This window comes from Brucella sp. NBRC 12950 (assembly GCF_030268145.1).
Lineage (GTDB): Bacteria > Pseudomonadota > Alphaproteobacteria > Rhizobiales > Rhizobiaceae > Brucella.
This window is the reverse complement of record NZ_BSQC01000003.1, coordinates 217,171-234,232: the sequence shown is the minus strand read 5'-3', so window position 1 is coordinate 234,232 and position 17,062 is coordinate 217,171. Positions and strand designations below refer to the sequence as shown.

The following is a 17,062-nucleotide window of genomic DNA, read 5'->3' as shown; positions in this document are numbered from 1 at the left end:
AATGGGATTGAAAGTATTTCTAGCTTCTTTGAGCATGGCAGCGATGTTGCTTGCTCCAGTGTCGGCATATGCAGATAAATTACAGGATATTCTGGACAACGGTAAGATCCGAGTGGGTATCCTGCTCGACGTGCCGCCATGGGGCATGAACGATGCCGAAGGAAAACCTACGGGCTTGGATGTGGAAGTGGCGCAACTTTTGGCACAGGAACTCTCTGTAGAACTTGAGATCGTACAGGTTACCGGTACAAACAGAATTCCCAATCTTTTGTCGGATCAAACCGACATCATTATTGCTGCCATGGGAGCTACTTCTGAACGAGCCCAACAGGTGATGTTCTCGCAGCCTTATACTGCCGTACAGTTGGGCGTCTTCGGTTCTCCTGATATCGGTGCTTCGGAAGACATTTCGGTCCTGAACGGTCACACTATTGCTGTGGCACGCGGCACTACGCTGGATTTGTGGTTGAGTGACAATGTACCCTCGGGAGCCAAGCTAGCACGATTTGATGACGTGCCAGGTGCCATGGCGGCCTATCTCGCAGGACAGGCGGATATGTTGGCCGAAAACAGTGCCATCATCAGCAATCTGCGCCGGGATCGGCCTGACACCAAGCTTGAGCCTGTCTTTGAAATTCGCCAGTCGCCCGCGCATATAGGCGTCGCGATGGGCGAACACAATCTACTGCAATGGGTAAATACCTTTGTTTTCACGAATGTAATCAATGGAAAGTTATCCGCTCTGCAGGAAAAGTGGTTCGGCACGAAACGCGAACTGCTGCCAGCTCTGTAGCAATAAGTTTGGCGTCCCTTATTGAGGGCGCCAAGCACGTTCTTTCAAAACCTCTTCGTGAGGTTGCATGGTGGCGCATTGTTTGCGCCATTTGTAAGTATTCTCACCACGAGGAAGGAAAATATCATGTCTATAGTGCGCCACGGGGTTGGCACAGGCAAAGGGTCCGGCCAACGTTCTCTTCCATTTGCTAAAGCCACTGAAGCGGACGGCTGGCTTTATGTATCGGGTCAAACTCCGATGCGTGATGGTGAGGTTGTTGGCTGCGGCATCGTTGAGCAATCACGCATCGCCATCGAAAATATGCTTCAGATTTTGCATGATGCGGGCTACGCAGCAGAAGACATCATGCGCGTTGGTGTATGGCTTGACGACACGCGCGATTTCTGGAGCTTTAACGGTGTCTTTGAAACATTTTTTGGAGAAAACCCTCCCGCTCGTGCTTGTGTGCAGTCCAGTATGGTTGTGGATTGCAAGGTCGAGGTTGACTGCATTGCTTATAAGCGCAAATAGCCGCTCGGCAGCACCCTGCACATCCACCGGTCTACTTCACTGCATGGTCATGAACATAAGTGTGGCCGATCGTGGCATTTCAGAAACGTAGAGCATGAACTCGCCACGAATATCGGACCATTCGTCGTTTCGAAGCCAGATACCGACGCCAGCCGTAGATTACGCAAGTCTGAACTATTTTTGCTTCCAAATGGTGCGGCGGATAAGATGGAATTTATTTGTATCTTATGTGCGACGTTGTCTGCGAATTTCTTTCGAAAGCGCAGTGGCGAAACGGACATCCAAAGTCATCACTATGCAGCCTCTAATCATCTGACCACGCTGCAACGGCTAACGGCGCTGCTTACGCCGAGTTCAATATGGGCATTGCCTCGATCGAGGACGAAGATAGATTTCTTTCAACATTTTATCGCGCACAGAACTCTTGATGATGCTGACGTGCTGTCCTTCAAAGAGTTTCCTGCCGCGATGCCTCGAATTCCCTAGACCAATGCGAAGATCGCATTCCAACTGAGTTCTGGCAGTAACAGATATGAAGTGATGGGTGGTTAGGCCCCGTTCCGATTGCTCGAATATTTGGGCTTAGCCCGCTTCTGGACATACACTGGCTTTTTCCGACGGCATACTGGCAAGGAGATTTGATGTGACGGAGTGCAACCTCTTCAAAGCGATCTCTTGTTTGCTCTAAACAGTAGTGAAAAACCGTTCTTCCTTATATCTTATATAAAAAGCATTTTTAGGCGCAGTCGATACAGTCAGTTGATTTTGTCGCCCTACATAAAGCTCAAACGAATATTTATGCTCTCAAGCATATCAAGTGCCTGAACCAACAAACGAAAACTCTGATTTTGCTGCAACAGAAAAACTTTATCAATCACATCCTGAATTAGCGTTAAATTCAGCTTCATGTTCATATCAGACAAGATCTGTTCGTATTGTCATAGACAATCGATACGGTCCCGAGAATTCTATGGCCGGGTAGTTATCGTCTTCGAGGGGTCGTCTCAGCAACTATTATGAAATGCAATCGTATGGCATTATTTCTCGCAGAGTTTTATACTTTGCGCGTGATCCTACTTGTATTCAAAACGCAGATTCTATTGCCATAGATAAGCATTCTCTCAGTAGTTCGAGTTCTGTTTCATACGGACCCTCGAAGCTCAGTTTCGGATTGAGGAGAGAGTCATGGTTGCAGTTATTACGAATAAGGCGAGTGGCAGTTCGCGTACCATTACGGGTGATAACATCATTCTTTCTGGGCCAAGCGTGGTTAAACTAACGCTCAATCCAGATGCGATTGCCCAATATCAGCGAGTTGGCGACGACCTCCTTATTCGACTGCATAATGGCGAAACAATCCGAATTGTTCATTTCTATACGCATTATCAAGGCGGTGAGGATAACGACCTCGTCTTGCAGGACAGTGATGGCAAGCTATGGGCCGGAAATCACAGCGACGGTCTCGCGGATTTCAATTTTTCCGAAATACAATCCGTTGATCAGTTAGCTGGTGGCGGTGGTGATGCAGGCCCAGTTTTACTAGGTCTACTTGGTTTGGGAGCTGTAGGCGCTGCTATCGGAGCGGCATCAGGTGGCAGTGACGACAGCGATGCAGACGCAGATTCTGACGCTGATGCCGATGCCGACGCCGATGCTGATGCGGACGCCGACGCTGATGCCGATGCTGATGCGGACGCTGATGCGGATGCGGATGCTGACGCCGATGCGGATGCCGATGCTGATGCGGACGCTGACGCCGACGCGGATGCGGACGCCGATGCTGACGCTGATGCTGACGCGGATGCTGATGCCGATGCCGATGCGGACGCTGACGCCGATGCGGATGCTGACGCCGATGCTGATGCTGACGCGGACGCCGACGCGGATGCGGATGCCGATGCGGACGCCGATGCGGACGCTGATGCGGACGCCGATGCTGACGCCGACGCGGACGCTGATGCTGATGCTGACGCGGACGCTGATGCTGATGCTGACGCGGATGCCGACGCGGATGCTGATGCCGATGCCGATGCCGATGCGGATGCCGATGCGGATGCTGACGCCGATGCGGACGCTGACGCCGACGCGGACGCGGACGCCGACGCAGATGCCGATGCTGATGCGGACGCTGATGCGGATGCTGACGCCGATGCGGATGCCGATGCTGACGCTGATGCGGACGCCGATGCTGACGCCGACGCGGATGCTGACGCCGATGCGGATGCCGATGCTGACGCTGACGCCGATGCGGACGCTGACGCCGACGCGGATGCTGACGCGGACGCGGACGCTGATGCTGATGCTGACGCGGATGCTGATGCTGACGCCGATGCGGATGCCGACGCGGATGCTGACGCCGATGCGGATGCCGATGCGGACGCCGACGCAGATGCCGATGCTGATGCGGACGCTGATGCGGATGCCGATGCGGATGCCGATGCGGACGCCGACGCAGATGCCGATGCTGATGCGGACGCCGATGCGGATGCCGATGCTGACGCCGACGCGGATGCCGATGCTGACGCTGACGCCGATGCGGACGCTGACGCCGACGCGGATGCGGACGCGGACGCTGATGCTGATGCTGACGCCGATGCGGATGCCGACGCGGATGCTGACGCCGATGCGGATGCCGATGCGGACGCTGACGCCGACGCGGATGCTGACGCCGATGCGGATGCCGATGCGGACGCTGACGCCGACGCGGATGCTGACGCGGATGCTGACGCCGATGCGGATGCCGATGCGGACGCTGACGCCGACGCGGACGCTGACGCCGACGCTGATGCTGATGCGGACGCTGACGCGGACGCCGATGCGGATGCCGACGCTGATGCTGACGCAGACGCTGATGCCCCTGACGCCCCTGGCGTTACCGTTGGTGAGGACGGCCGCACGCTCACCATAACTGGTGAGCCAAATAGCACTGCTACAATTTACGATGCAGAACGTGGTGTGATAGGCACCGTTCCTCTCTCCGACGAGGGTACGGCTACGTTCGTACTGGAACCAAGTAACGGCCAGGACGTCAGTGTTACACTGACTGATGCAGCAAACAACGAGTCGTTGGAAACACCGGCCACTGTACCAGACACGCTTGCTCCTGCAGCGCCGACAGTCGAGGTTTCTGAAGACGGACTTTCGCTAATCATCAGCGGTGAACCAAACACTACAGCCAACATTATCAATGCTGCTGGTGATGTGATCGGAACCGTTGAACTAGGAGAAGAAGGCACAGCGACTTTCCCGGTTGAAGCCAGCAATGGTCAGGAAGTCTCTGTCACGCTGACAGATGGTGCTGATAATGAATCGGCCGGCACACCTGCGACTCTGCCAGACACACTTGCTCCTGCAGCACCGACAGTTGAGGTGGCTGAAGACGGACTTTCGCTAATCATCAGCGGTGAGCCAAACACTACAGCCAACATTATCAATGCTGCTGGTGATTTGATCGGAACCGTTGAACTAGGAGAAGAAGGCACAGCGACCTTCCCGGTTGCAGCCAGCAATGGTCAGGAAGTCTCTGTCACGCTGACAGATGGTGCAGATAATGAATCCACCGGCACACCAGCAGTACTTCCGGATACGCTTGCGCCGGAACCGCTCGCTGTCGAACTCGATAACGACACGGGAATCGCGGGCGATGGGATAACGAGCGATGGAACTGTTTCCATCGACGGGCTCGAAGATGGCGGAAGATGGGAGTTCTCAACGGATGGAGGAGAGACCTGGCAAAACGGAGTAGGCACCAATTTCCAAGTCCCAGCAGGCGTTTACCAGGACGGGCAGGTGCTTGTTAGGCAGTACGATGCTGCGGAGAATGTTAGCGAGAGCGCTTCTCTTGGCGCAATATCGATCATCGATATCGCTGCCGCTGATGATGATGCAACAGCGGATCTGGGAAGCCGGACGTCGACCACGCAGGCACCGATAAGCGACGAAAGCCTTGAAGTGCTAGGATTGTTGGATACTGGCACGCCGACTAATGGTGTACCTGTGACTGTCGCCGCAGGTTCGACGGGCGATCTTTCAATAACTGTCACACAAACCGCTCTGATTGCGGTCGCAGACGCATTCAATATCGAACTTTATGACGCGAACGGCAATCTTGTGGCGGTTGCTACAACTGGCAATGATCCTCTGGTTGGAGATATTGCTGGAATTACAATCCTTGGACTAACCAGTGACAACACGCTCACGGCCAACTTCACGGGACTAGCGCCGGGTAATTACACAGTCGTGGTTCGAAAAGGTGACAGTGCTCTTGGTACCTTGCTGGACGCTGATGGTGATGGTGTATCGCTGGAAGAACTTGGACAGGGTGGCGTTGTCCTCGGAGCGGAAAATCAGGCGCTTGTATTGGATGCCGTGGAAGACGCGCTTGGTCCGGTCCTGGGAGGGACTGTCAGAGGCGTATTGGAACTTGCTCTGGGAACCGTCGATGCTCTAGGCGCGGGACAGCTTGTTGAAGTTCTCTCGACCACCTTAGCAAATCTGGGACTTACTTCTGCACTGGATCAAGTATTGGGCGCGGTCGCAGATGCATTGCTTAGCAACACGTTGACACTCCTTCAGGATACTTCTGTCACAGCTACACTTACCGAACATACTTTCGCGAATGGAAACACACCTATTAGCGGCAATGTCATTGATCCGGACGGTGGCGTGGAGGGTGAAGCTGGCCAAGACAGTGTGGTGCCAGGAACGCAAGTGACACAGGTCGTCAACAGTGAAGGAGATATTGTCGAGATAGGCCCAGATGGGGCAACCATTGAAGGTCTTTATGGAACCTTGGTTCTACAGTCGGACGGTAGCTATACCTATACACCGAACGGCACTCCGGCGTCGGTTGGCCAGACAGACACGTTCACCTACACGATTTCGGATGGCATCAATACAGCGGAAGCTAACCTTTCCGTCGAGATCGACGGTGCAAGATTGGCGGCCGATACAGCACAAGCCGGTATCGAATACGACTATCTCGTCACGGATGGTATCGATATTCCTAATGCTCTGAGTTATTCATGGACCGCTGTTGTATTGGGGGCGCCGATTGGAACAACGGGCTCACTCATAGGACAAAGCTTCGAAGTCGAAGCCAACACGACACAAGACGTCACTCTAAGTATTAACACAGGGAGCCTGCTTGCGCTTGGCAGCGGTGTTACCGTTTTCATTGACGTAAACACTGGCGGAAACAATTGGGTACCGTACGCGACTTACAATACTTCGCAATTATTGAGCTTGTTAGGCAGTGGCGGTTCTGGTGACATATTGGTCTCGGGTATTCCTGAAGGCGACTATCGCGTACGTACGGCACTAAACTTCAGCGTCGTGTCTGTCGCTGGTGGTGTGACGGTCGGCGTTGAATCTGAAGTCAATCATCTGGATGAGTTTGTACAAAGTCAGGTCTACAGTGCAAACGGCGATCTCTTTGAAAATGATCTTCTGAATGTCGAACCGAGTTCTTTGTCTATCTCAACTGATGGTATCGATTTCACGGAAGTTGTGACCGGAGGATCTCTTACTGTCGCAGGGTCGTTCGGTTCACTGCTGATCAATTCGGATGGAACTTATACCTACACACCTGATGACCGGGCAACGTTCGGAACGTCGACCGACACATTCTACTATCAGGTTGAGGTAGATGGCCGGGTTGAAGAAGCGAGCCTTACAGTCACTATCAATGGAACGCTCCAAGGCGAAGAGAATGTCGGCAATCCCGTAAACGTTGCCTTTGAATTGTCTGCGTCTGACGCGGATGTAATTCCGATGCACGAACTTGCACCAACTGGAAATGAAAACGGTGACTCAGATGCTGGCGAAACCCCAGCTCAGCATAGCCTGACAGAGGGCATATTGCTCGACGATGGCAGTGGTGAAGTGACATTGCCGTCAAGCAATGACCAGCCGTCAAGCAATGACAGTGCCACACAGACATCTGACACGGGTCTGGGTACGGCTCCAGTCGAGGAAACGGCCTCAGTGGATGATCCGCTCGGACATCTGGTGCCAGATCCGCTCACGCAGGAGGACGATCTTCTTACGACACATACTGTCTGATCTTTCAGCTTCCACCCTCCGCCGCTGAGTTCTTTGGCGGCGGAGGTTCAGATGACAGATCACCGGCCTTATTGCCGGTTATAATGGAAAATAAATGCGAAAAATTCTGGTTTTAAGACGTTTCGCGACCATAACGTTTACTTCATGCCTTTTGGCTGCGTGCCAGATGTCTGCAAACAATCTTGCTTTGGGCGAGAAGACGCTGACGCAGTCAAAAAACACCGAGGCCTCACGGCCCCTGTCAATGGCGGGTTCAACCCCCTTACCTGCTGTTGACAGGGCAAACGTGACAAGCGCCAGCACTCCCAAGGTGTCGGACCGTGGTTCCCTTACAATGGAAACCGCGGTCCGTCGCGCTGTCGGCTGGCATCCAACGATCAATGAAGCTTCAGACCGTATTTATCAGGCCGACGAACGGATCAGGGCGGCGCAGGCCGGTTATTACCCAAAGCTCAATGCCGGTGTGAATTCGGGCTATCAGAGCAATAATCGCGAAGGCTGGCGCCCACAGTTCAATGTTGCCGCTTCGCAATTGCTTTATGATTTTGGCAAGGTTTCGAGCGCGGTTGATACCGAGCGTGCTGGCAAGGAAATCAATCAGGCCCGTATGCTGCTTGCCGTTGATAATCTGTCAAGGGACACTGCCAGTGCGGTTGTCGAGGTCCAGCGCTATCGAAAGCTTTCGGCCTTAGCACAGGAGCAGGTCGAGGGCGTTAAGCGCATTGCGGGCCTGGTGAATGAGCGAACGGACAAGGGTGCAAGCACCATGTCCGACAAGGTTCAGGCCGATGCGCGTGTAGAAGCGGCGATGGCGACCCAGTTTCAATATCAGTCGGAACTCAATCGCTGGCAGGTTGTGCTTGCTGCGATGATTGGCGGAGGAAGCGCAAATCCTTCCTCTGATGTTCCTTCTTGGCTTGGCAAGTCTTGTGACATTGCAGCACCCGATTGGGATCAGGTTCCGGCGATGCTGCAGGCGAAGGCTGAAAAAGAAGAGGCGGTCGCACAGTTGGCAGCGAGTAAAGCAGAGGCTTTCCCGACCGTTTCGCTTGAAGCGACGACGGGTTATGATCTGAATGCGTCCCGCGATAATACGACCAGCAATGATCGCCAGCCGGAATATTCGGTCGGCGTGAATGTGTCGTCCAGCCTTTATAATGGCGGTCAGACAGGTGCGCGCAAACGTGCTGCGGCTTACGGTCTTCAGGCAGCGGAATCGGCAATCAGCACGGCACGCATCGATATGGAACGCAATCTCATGGAGTCGCGAAGCCAGATCGGTACGTTGAACCGGCTTATGTCATCGCTCGAATTGCGCGCCGGTATGATGGTGAAAACCCGCGATCTTTATCGAGAACAATATGTGGAACTGGGCACAAGAACGTTGCTCGATCTGCTCAATGCCGAGCAGGAATTGCATGAGTCCCGGTTTCAGTCAGCCAACACGGTGCATGATATCAGGCGCCTCAATCTGAACTGCCTCTATAGCTCAGGCAAAATGCGCCAAGGTTTTGGTCTTCAGGCATCGGCATTGCGGGGAGACGGGAGCAACCAATGAAGCGTGGCGAGAACCCTCCAATTATCGATCCGTCGATTGAACTTGGTCTGATTGGCGAACAACCAAAGCCTGAGGCGCCATCACGCTTCAATGTTGAAGGCTGGCTCGAAGCGCTGGAACTGGTGGCAAAGCATTACCGAATGCCTGTATCCGTGCAGGGAACCAAGCTTGCGGCCGCCGCTGATCTCAACATCGACGACAAAGCAAAAATTCGCGCTATGGCCCGTCACATGGGGCTGGGTGTCAGGCTTGTTGAGCCAACCAAGATCACCCTTTCGACCTGGCATCTGCCGTTTGTTCTGATGCTCAAGGATAAGCAGCTTGCAGTGGTGCATACGCTTTCAAAGGACGGGCAGGCGAGTGTCTGGTTAAGCGGCGAAGAGGGGCTTGAGCAGCCGTTTGCGCTGAAAGATCTTCTAGCTGAGACAGAAAGTGTTGTGCTTGCCCGACCATCGAAAACCGTGCCTGATGCGCGTGTCGATGCCTATATCAAGCCGTATGAAGAAAACTGGCTACGGAAGATTATTTTCCGCGATATCGGATCGTATGGCCATGTGCTGGTTGCCTCGTTGATTGCCAATACGCTTGGTCTCGCCGGCATATTATTCTCGATGCAGGTTTATGATCGCGTCGTGCCTGCACAATCGTTCAACACGCTTTACGTGTTGTTCAGCGGCGTTTTGCTGGCAATATTCTTTGATTTCATGATGCGCCGTGCGCGCATGGGCATCATCGACATGCTCGGCAAACAGACCGACTTGCAGATGTCCGATGTCGTGTTCGGTCACGCCTTGCGTGTTCGCAATCGGGCGCGACCGACATCGACAGGATCGTTTATCGCGCAATTGCGTGACGTTGATCAGGTGCGTGAATTGCTCACCTCGACGACGGTATCCGCGCTGGCCGACCTTCCGTTCTTTTTCCTGTTCCTTGTCATTTATTCGGCGCTTGTTGGCTGGATGGTCTTCATACCGCTGGGCGCGCTCGTTCTCCTGATCTTGCCAGGCCTTTTCCTGCAACGGCGGTTAAGAGCCTATGCCAATGCGGCCATGCGTGAGGCCTCGCTTCGCAATGCCATGCTGGTTGAAACCGTGCAGGGTATTGAGGATATCAAAGGGCTACAGGCAGAAGATCGGTTTCAGCAGCAATGGAACCACTTCAATGCTGTAACGGGTGAGGCACAGATCAGGCTTCGTGCCTTGACCAATAGTCTCAGTGTGTGGACGCAGAATGTGCAGGGCGGGGTTTATGCTCTGACAGTTTTTGTGGGTGCGCCACTGATTATTTCGGGCGACATGACGACGGGTGCACTCGTCGGCGCATCTATTCTTGGCTCCCGCATGTTGGCGCCGATGGGTCAGTTGTCTCAGATCATGGGGCGCTTGCAACATGCGCGTATTGCCAAGCGTGGCCTTGATCAGCTGATGCAAATGCCGGTCGATCATCCCGATAGCGAAACCCGTATCCACTGCCCGAAGATTGACGGCTCTTATCGATTGAAGGATGCCATTTTCCGCTATGGCGATGAGAACTCAACCCCCGTCCTTCTGATCAAGGATCTGAAGATCAAGCATGGAGATCGCATTGCCGTGCTTGGGCGCAATGGTGCGGGCAAATCGACCCTGTTGCTTGCTCTTTCCGGACTGCTTGATGCAGCTGAAGGTGAGGTTCTGCTTGATGATCTTGCCCTGCCGCAAATAGATCCCGCGGATGTGCGACGGGATGTGGGTCTGCTGACTCAGAACTCGCGCCTGTTCTTTGGCACTTTGCGCGAGAATATCACCCTGGGTGCATCTGATGCTTCGGATGCGGAGATCCAGCGGGTGCTTGCCATGGTTGGAGCAGATGGCTTTGTACGTCGCCTGCAGAAAGGTCTTGAACATCTGGTTCAAGAAGGTGGTGGCGGTCTTTCAGGGGGACAGAAACAGGCCATTTTGCTGGCACGACTTTTGATCCGCGATCCATCGGTTGTACTTCTCGATGAGCCGACATCAACTATGGACGAGGCCACAGAGCGGCATTTTATCGAACAATTCGCGAAATGGAGTGTCGGCCGCACGGTCATTATCGCGACGCACCGAATGCGCGTGCTCGAACTCGTGCAGCGGCTGATCGTCGTTGAGAACGGGCAGGTTGCATTGGACGACAGCAAGGAACGCGGTCTGCAGACATTGCTGGGCATGAGCAAGGTAGAAACACCTAAACAGGCGTGATCCGGAAGGGATACAGCATGGCAGCCATCGGCGGAGACTTTGGTGCCTGGGTAAACGGAAGCGAGCAAGGGCTTCAGCTCAAGAAGAAGAAGCGCTTTGTTCGGCTCGTCTTCGTTTTCTTCATCATTCTGGTGGGCTGGGCCTATTGGGCTTTGCTTGATGAAGTCTCTAACGGGACAGGTAAAGTGGTGCCGACTTCGCAGGAACAGGTCATTCAGTCACTTGAGGGCGGCGTTGTCGCCAAGCTCATGGTACGACAGGATGACGTGGTGGAGCCGGGGCAGATTCTGGCGCAGCTCGACCCGACCGTTACAGAATCAAGCGTGCAGGAAAGTGCCGCCAAATATCGTGCGGCTTTGGCAAGTTCTGCGCGGCTAACTGCTGAAGTCAGCCAGACTGAGCTGCAATTTTCGCCGGAGCTTGATGCGTTTCCGATGCTGGTGGCTGCAGAAACACGACTTTTCGATGCGCGTACACGCAGCCTGCAGGATTCGCTTGAATGGATCACCGAATCCAAAAAGCTTGTGCAAGACGAACTCAATATCAGCCAGTCACTAAGCAAAATGGGTGCTGCCAGTAATGTGGAGGTGATCCGCCTGAAACGGCAGCTGGTTGAGTTGCAGCTCAAGGAAACCGAGATCAAATCGGATTATATCGTTCAGGCGCGTGAGGAGCTTGCAAAGGCAAATGCCGAGGTGGAATCGCTTTCATCGGTTATTCGCGGACGATCGGATGCGCTTGCGCGTCTGACGTTGCGTTCGCCGGTGCGCGGCATCGTCAAGAATATCGAAGTCTCGACCATTGGTGGTGTGGTGCCTCCGAATGGCAAACTGATGATTATTGTGCCGCTTGATGAACAGCTGCTGATCGAGACGCGCATCTCGCCGCGGGATATTGCTTATATTCACCCGGATCAGCGTGCGACCGTCAAGGTGACCGCATATGATTATGCGATTTATGGTGGATTGGAAGGCAAGGTTGTCAGCATCTCGGCCGACACGATCCAGGATGAAGCGAAGCCTGAAAATTATTATTATCGCGTGTTCATCAAGACCGAGACAGATGCGCTTTTAAACAAGCATGGAGAACGCTTTCCCATCGTTCCAGGAATGGTTGCGACGGTGGATATTCATACTGGTAGCAAGACAGTCTTTGATTACCTGATCAAACCGCTCAACAGGGCAAGCGAAGCGTTGCGAGAACGGTAGGGACCAAGTGGCGCCATGTGGAAAATGGTTCGCGAAAGTCGCCGGTTCAGCTGTGAATGGGTGATTTCGCAGGGCATGATGCTGATTATCTTAACCATCGGTGGTGCCAGAGCCGAGCTGCTGCAGTGGAGCGCTTTCGTCTTCGATCAATATTATCGCTAAACCGGTTAGGATGCTTTGCCGATCCCAATCCCGACATGGCCAGTTCGGAGACTATTAAGATAGATTCAACCTGCTTATCGCGCACGCGTTTCTTCACTTGAAAAGCTAGAAGCTTCCCGAGTTCCAATTACTTGAGCAGTCAGTTCTATTGCCCGGGATAGACCGTTGGCAGGTTCGCTTGCTCCATAATTGCGGGCTATATTCACTTCGTCTTAAATCTGAACCGCTTCAGCGAATGCGCAAGGCCATGCTTGTGCTGACGCAACGCGTGTTTTCCCCGACTTCTCGTCTCCTCGCGGCCGCTACGCTGCAAAACACGCTCAACCAAACCTTGGCGCATCCGCTTTATCAGCTGTTCGACCGATCTCTTACGAAGGGAATAGTCCCTTCGGTTAAGGAGTAAGACAATGTCTGCAATCGGTTACGTCACCTACAAAGAAAACGGCACCTACGAAGGTTTCTTGCGCACTCTAACCATCGACGCTCCCATCAAGCTGGTGCCGATCACAAAGACCAGCGAGAAATCGCCGGACTATCGTATCCTGTCAAACCGTGCCGAAGTAGGTGCTGCCTGGATCCGAACAGTCAAATCAACAGGTAACACCTATATCGCGCTGATGATCGATACACCTGAGCTCGCCCGCCGCATCCACGCCAATCTTGGACCGACTACAGGCCAGGATGATCCCAATACCTTCACCATCATCTGGAACCGCCCAGGAACCATACGGTAAACACTTAAGCCCGCCGAAAGGCGGGCTACACATTTCAGCATTCGTCCAGTTGCGGATTTGATCGCTCAAGCCCGCCGCGATGTTTAAATTCCGCAATGAGCATCGCGAGAAGGCCGGGGAAGCGCGCTTCAATATCTTCTTTTCGGAGCGAAGATGCGCGGCGGTTCCCGTAGTCCACCTGGCTGATCAACCCCGCGTCACGAAGTACTTTGAAGTGATGGGTGAGAGAGGCTTTAGCAACAGGAAAACCGAACGACGAACAATTTCGCTCGCTGCCATCTGGTAATGTGGCAAGCGTAGCGATTACGGTCCGACGCAGTGGGTCGGATAAAGCCGAAAACACGACACTCAGATCAAGTTCGTCACGCGAGGGTTGGGCAAGAAGCTCAGGCATTGTACACTCATATGAAAACCATAACGACTATGCAAGTCTAAGGTATGGATTGACCTGTACCTTTGCCCGCGTTAGTTAAGGTGGGCTTTGTGTCGATCTATATTACTGAAGCCTTCGCATTTTGTCCGTACGCTTGCGCTCGTCAGCGTAAGATAAAAGCGGGCAGATTATGACATCCATAACTCGTCGTTAAAGTGAGCCCTATGCCAGCACCGCAGCTCTTCACGCCATTCAAGATTCGTAATCTAGAACTTGAAAACCGCATCACTATTGCACCGATGTGCACCTATTCAGCAGTGGATGGTTGCATGACCGAATGGCATCTCATCCATTTGGGGCAACTTGCATTATCAGGGGCTGGATTGCTCACGATTGAAGCAACAGCGGTCGTTCCCGAGGGACGTATCAGCTATGCCGATGTTGGTCTTTACGACGATGCTACTGAGGCAGCCATGCGGAAAATTCTGGATGGGATCCGGAAGTGGTCGACGACCCCAATCGCAATTCAGCTTGCCCATGCTGGTCGCAAGGCCTCAACTGATCTTCCTTGGCGAGGCGGAAAGCAGATTGCAGCTGGCGCCGAGAATGGATGGCGAACCGAAGCCCCGTCAGCGGTACCGTTCAATGTAGCAGATTCTGTCCCTACTGAACTTAGCCGCGATCGTATGAGCGAGATCCGGGATGCGTTCGCTGCAGCCGCTGTCCGATCAGCGCGTATTGGAATTGATGCGGTGCAGATCCATGCTGCGCACGGCTATCTTCTGCATTCGTTCCTGTCACCGCTATCTAACCAACGGACTGATGAATACGGCGGGAGCTTGGAAAACCGCATGCGTTTCCCGCTTGAAGTATTTGATGCTGTTCGAGCCGCCTTTCCGGCAGAAAAAGCAGTTTCTGTTCGCGTTTCAGCAACCGACTGGGTTGATGGTGGATGGGATATTGATGGGACGATCGCGTTTGCGAAGGAGCTCGAGTTGCGAGGTTGCGACGCCATCAATGTGTCGAGTGGAGGATTGCATGTCGAGCAGACGATCCCAGTTTCTCCGAGTTACCAGGTACCATTTGCACGCGCGTTGAAAGCGGCGGTAAAAATGCCCGTTGTTGCAGTCGGCCTGATTACTGAGCCATCTCAGGCAGAAGCAATCATTGCCACGGGTGACGCTGATCTTATCGGATTGGCACGCACTATCCTTTACGATCCACGTTGGCCTTGGCACGCAGCCGCGCTCCTTGGTGGCGAAGTCACCGCTGCACCGCAATATCTTCGGAGCCAGCCGGCAACATTAAAGTCTCTGTTCAAGAAATAAGCTGCGTTCCCCCGATCGTTCCGGCACAATGGGTGCCGGAACAAACTGATACACACTTCAAAGCACATCGAGCAGCGTCCTTAGGTCGGGGTCTGCATAATAGGACAGCTTTTGAGCTATGACTGGGCGCTGACCGGCTAGGAATAGTAGTTGCAGATGTGAGGGCAGATTGCGGACCTCATCGGGAGTAAGCAATGATCGGGCCGTGTGATGGGCTGAATAAGAAATCCCGGTCTCTTCGGCATCCAACGATCGGTTCTTGGTCTCAAATATAATTGTCTGCTGGCCAAGAAGGTCAGAGATGTGTCGCGCGCTGTCGTGGTCGTTAACGCCGAAGACCTGTAGCAGAGCAGTGTTTGAAAGAAAAGTGCCGGCGCGTTTCCCATATGTGGCGCGCAATTGATGTATATCCTGAAGAATCGGCCAGAGTTGAACACCATAGCCTGCCATAAGCCCCATCGCTCGTTCGACGGGTGCCAGATTTCCCAGGGCCGCAAATTCATCCAGCATGTAAAGCACCGGCGTCGTCGGCGTCGAGAGATCGCGCGCCATGTCTGTTAGGCTTTGTGCAATTAACAGGCGAAGCCATCTGGAATATGTAGACAATCGGTCGGGCGGAAGAACGAGAAACACCGATGCCGGCGTATCCTTCAAATCGATGAAGCTGAAATCGTTTCGATCAAGCACTGACGCCATGCGAGGACTGTCGAGAAAATGTGTGTGGCGCTGCGCAGCAGATAGTACTCCGGCTGCTTCTCGATCAGATTTTGAAAGATGACGATTTGCAGCACGAGCGATCAGTCCGTGCGCGCTGTGAGATTGCTGCATCTGCCGCAGCATTTCGAGAAAAGTATCGGGAGCTGAAGTGAGGCGTGAACGCACATTTGTGAGGGTACGCTCCCCGGCGACCGCATGACAAACCACGTAGAGAATAATGCCAGCAATCAGTGCCTTTGCTTCCTCATTCCAGTGCGGTTCCACCGATACTCCTGGCTCTTCGAAGACGAGTGCATCGGCAAGTGTGCTTGCGTCTTCTGCGAGATCGGGGCCGGTAGAATCCAGCATAGAAAGGGGATTGAATGCGGCTGAAGGCCGATCGGTAATTCCAAATGGATCAAGGACGTAAACCGCTCCGAATTTTTGCCGGGTTTGGTAGCTGATTTTGGCATTCTCACCTTTGGGATCTACGCAGATGATCGAGCGATTGGCAGTCAGCAGGTTGGGAATGACGGTACCGACGCCTTTTCCGGTCCGTGTTGGAGCGATCGTCAGAAGATGCCCGGGACCATCGTAGCGAAGCTTTTTTCCGCTTTTGACATCGCGCCCGATCAACAAGCCAGAATTGATTTGAGAAAGAGCAGCGATTTCTTTCGTACTGGCGAAACGAGCCGTACCGTGCGTTTTGCCGTCCAGACTTCCGAAATGGGTGATCAACGGATTGGTCAATAGACGGAATGCGACAGCAAGCAGAATTGCTGTCACACCGAAAACGACGATCGCGTTGGCGATTGGATTATTTTCCAGATGGGTAACAAAAAGCAGACCGGTGGAAATGCTCCAGCAAAACAGTCCAACGATCCCAAGGAGAACGATACCGCCGATCAGTGCTTTGATGGCACGAATAGGCAGAAAAGCGAGTTGAGTGATCGCCCAGATGGGATCGCGCCGTGCCTCGTTGAGCATGGTCCTGAAAGCTACGGATGCCTGCCGAATCTGGCTCATTTCGCTAATTCTCCTGGGGTCTGGAGTGGTTGCAAGTCGGGTGCTGTTCCGATCAAATCTTGAAACAGGGATCGGTCTATTTCTCGCCGCAAAAAATTGGGTAGCTCCCGGCGCAACCACTCACGCAGTCTGCGCGAGAATTCAGGATCGTCATTGCTCTCCAGTCGTTGTAGAACGAATGTTCCAATCAGCACTTTGCGGCGAGTTTCATTCGCGCGTTCCTGTTTTGAAAGCCGCAATTTGAGTGCGCTTCGCTGAGCATCAAGTTGTGCCAGTCGCTCTTCAATCGTTTTGTGCGTCATCGTGATCCTCCTGTTGCCCTTATCAGAGCGCGGAAACGGGACCGTTGTCACTCCCAAGAGTGTGGCTTTGAAAATGGCAGGCAAAAACGTCAC

The 17,062-nt window shown here is 53.5% G+C and carries 11 protein-coding genes; 8 read left to right on the top strand and 3 right to left on the bottom strand.

The window, feature by feature from the left end; translation table 11 throughout:
• Position 1 precedes the first annotated feature (1 nt).
• The 7 genes from QSJ70_RS06520 (at position 2) to QSJ70_RS06490 (ending at position 13,244) form a co-directional block, all read left to right on the top strand.
• Positions 2 to 793, top strand: a complete 792-nt coding sequence (locus QSJ70_RS06520) for a transporter substrate-binding domain-containing protein (protein ID WP_215778007.1) — start codon at positions 2 to 4, stop codon at positions 791 to 793.
• Positions 794 to 919: 126 nt separating this feature from the next.
• Positions 920 to 1,306, top strand: a complete 387-nt coding sequence (locus QSJ70_RS06515; protein WP_285535201.1) for a RidA family protein — start codon at positions 920 to 922, stop codon at positions 1,304 to 1,306.
• Between the two features lie 1,185 nt (positions 1,307 to 2,491).
• On the top strand, positions 2,492 to 7,369 hold the full coding sequence (locus tag QSJ70_RS06510; RefSeq protein ID WP_285535200.1) for a BapA/Bap/LapF family large adhesin: 4,878 nt from the start codon (positions 2,492 to 2,494) through the stop codon (positions 7,367 to 7,369).
• 166 nt (positions 7,370 to 7,535) lie between these two features.
• Positions 7,536 to 8,927, top strand: a complete 1,392-nt coding sequence (locus QSJ70_RS06505) for a TolC family outer membrane protein (RefSeq protein ID WP_285535199.1) — start codon at positions 7,536 to 7,538, stop codon at positions 8,925 to 8,927.
• Positions 8,924 to 11,140, top strand: coding sequence for a type I secretion system permease/ATPase (locus QSJ70_RS06500; RefSeq protein WP_285535198.1), 2,217 nt, complete (start codon positions 8,924 to 8,926; stop codon positions 11,138 to 11,140). The genes QSJ70_RS06505 and QSJ70_RS06500 overlap by 4 nt, the downstream gene beginning before the upstream one ends.
• Before the next feature lie 17 nt (positions 11,141 to 11,157).
• Positions 11,158 to 12,348, top strand: a complete 1,191-nt coding sequence (locus tag QSJ70_RS06495) for an HlyD family type I secretion periplasmic adaptor subunit (RefSeq protein WP_215778013.1) — start codon at positions 11,158 to 11,160, stop codon at positions 12,346 to 12,348.
• A gap of 569 nt (positions 12,349 to 12,917) precedes the next feature.
• Positions 12,918 to 13,244, top strand: coding sequence for a DUF736 domain-containing protein (locus QSJ70_RS06490; RefSeq protein ID WP_215778017.1), 327 nt, complete (start codon positions 12,918 to 12,920; stop codon positions 13,242 to 13,244).
• Positions 13,245 to 13,278: 34 nt separating this feature from the next.
• On the opposite strand, the gene QSJ70_RS06485 is transcribed toward QSJ70_RS06490, so the two are convergent.
• On the bottom strand, positions 13,279 to 13,638 hold the full coding sequence (locus tag QSJ70_RS06485) for an ArsR/SmtB family transcription factor (RefSeq protein WP_215778019.1): 360 nt from the start codon (positions 13,636 to 13,638) through the stop codon (positions 13,279 to 13,281).
• Positions 13,639 to 13,841: 203 nt separating this feature from the next.
• Between QSJ70_RS06485 and QSJ70_RS06480 the strand changes: the two genes are divergently transcribed.
• Positions 13,842 to 14,945, top strand: coding sequence for an NADH:flavin oxidoreductase/NADH oxidase (locus tag QSJ70_RS06480; protein WP_215778020.1), 1,104 nt, complete (start codon positions 13,842 to 13,844; stop codon positions 14,943 to 14,945).
• Positions 14,946 to 15,002: 57 nt separating this feature from the next.
• Here QSJ70_RS06480 and QSJ70_RS06475 read toward each other — a convergent pair whose 3' ends face one another.
• Together QSJ70_RS06475 and QSJ70_RS06470 are read right to left on the bottom strand one after the other, a co-directional pair.
• Entirely contained in the window at positions 15,003 to 16,667 is a 1,665-nt protein-coding gene (locus QSJ70_RS06475) for a type IV secretory system conjugative DNA transfer family protein (protein WP_285535197.1), read from the bottom strand.
• Positions 16,664 to 16,969 (bottom strand): mobilization protein, encoded by a 306-nt coding sequence (locus QSJ70_RS06470; protein WP_285535196.1) that lies wholly within the window; start codon positions 16,967 to 16,969, stop codon positions 16,664 to 16,666. The genes QSJ70_RS06475 and QSJ70_RS06470 overlap by 4 nt, the downstream gene beginning before the upstream one ends.
• Between the last annotated feature and the right edge of the window lie 93 nt (positions 16,970 to 17,062).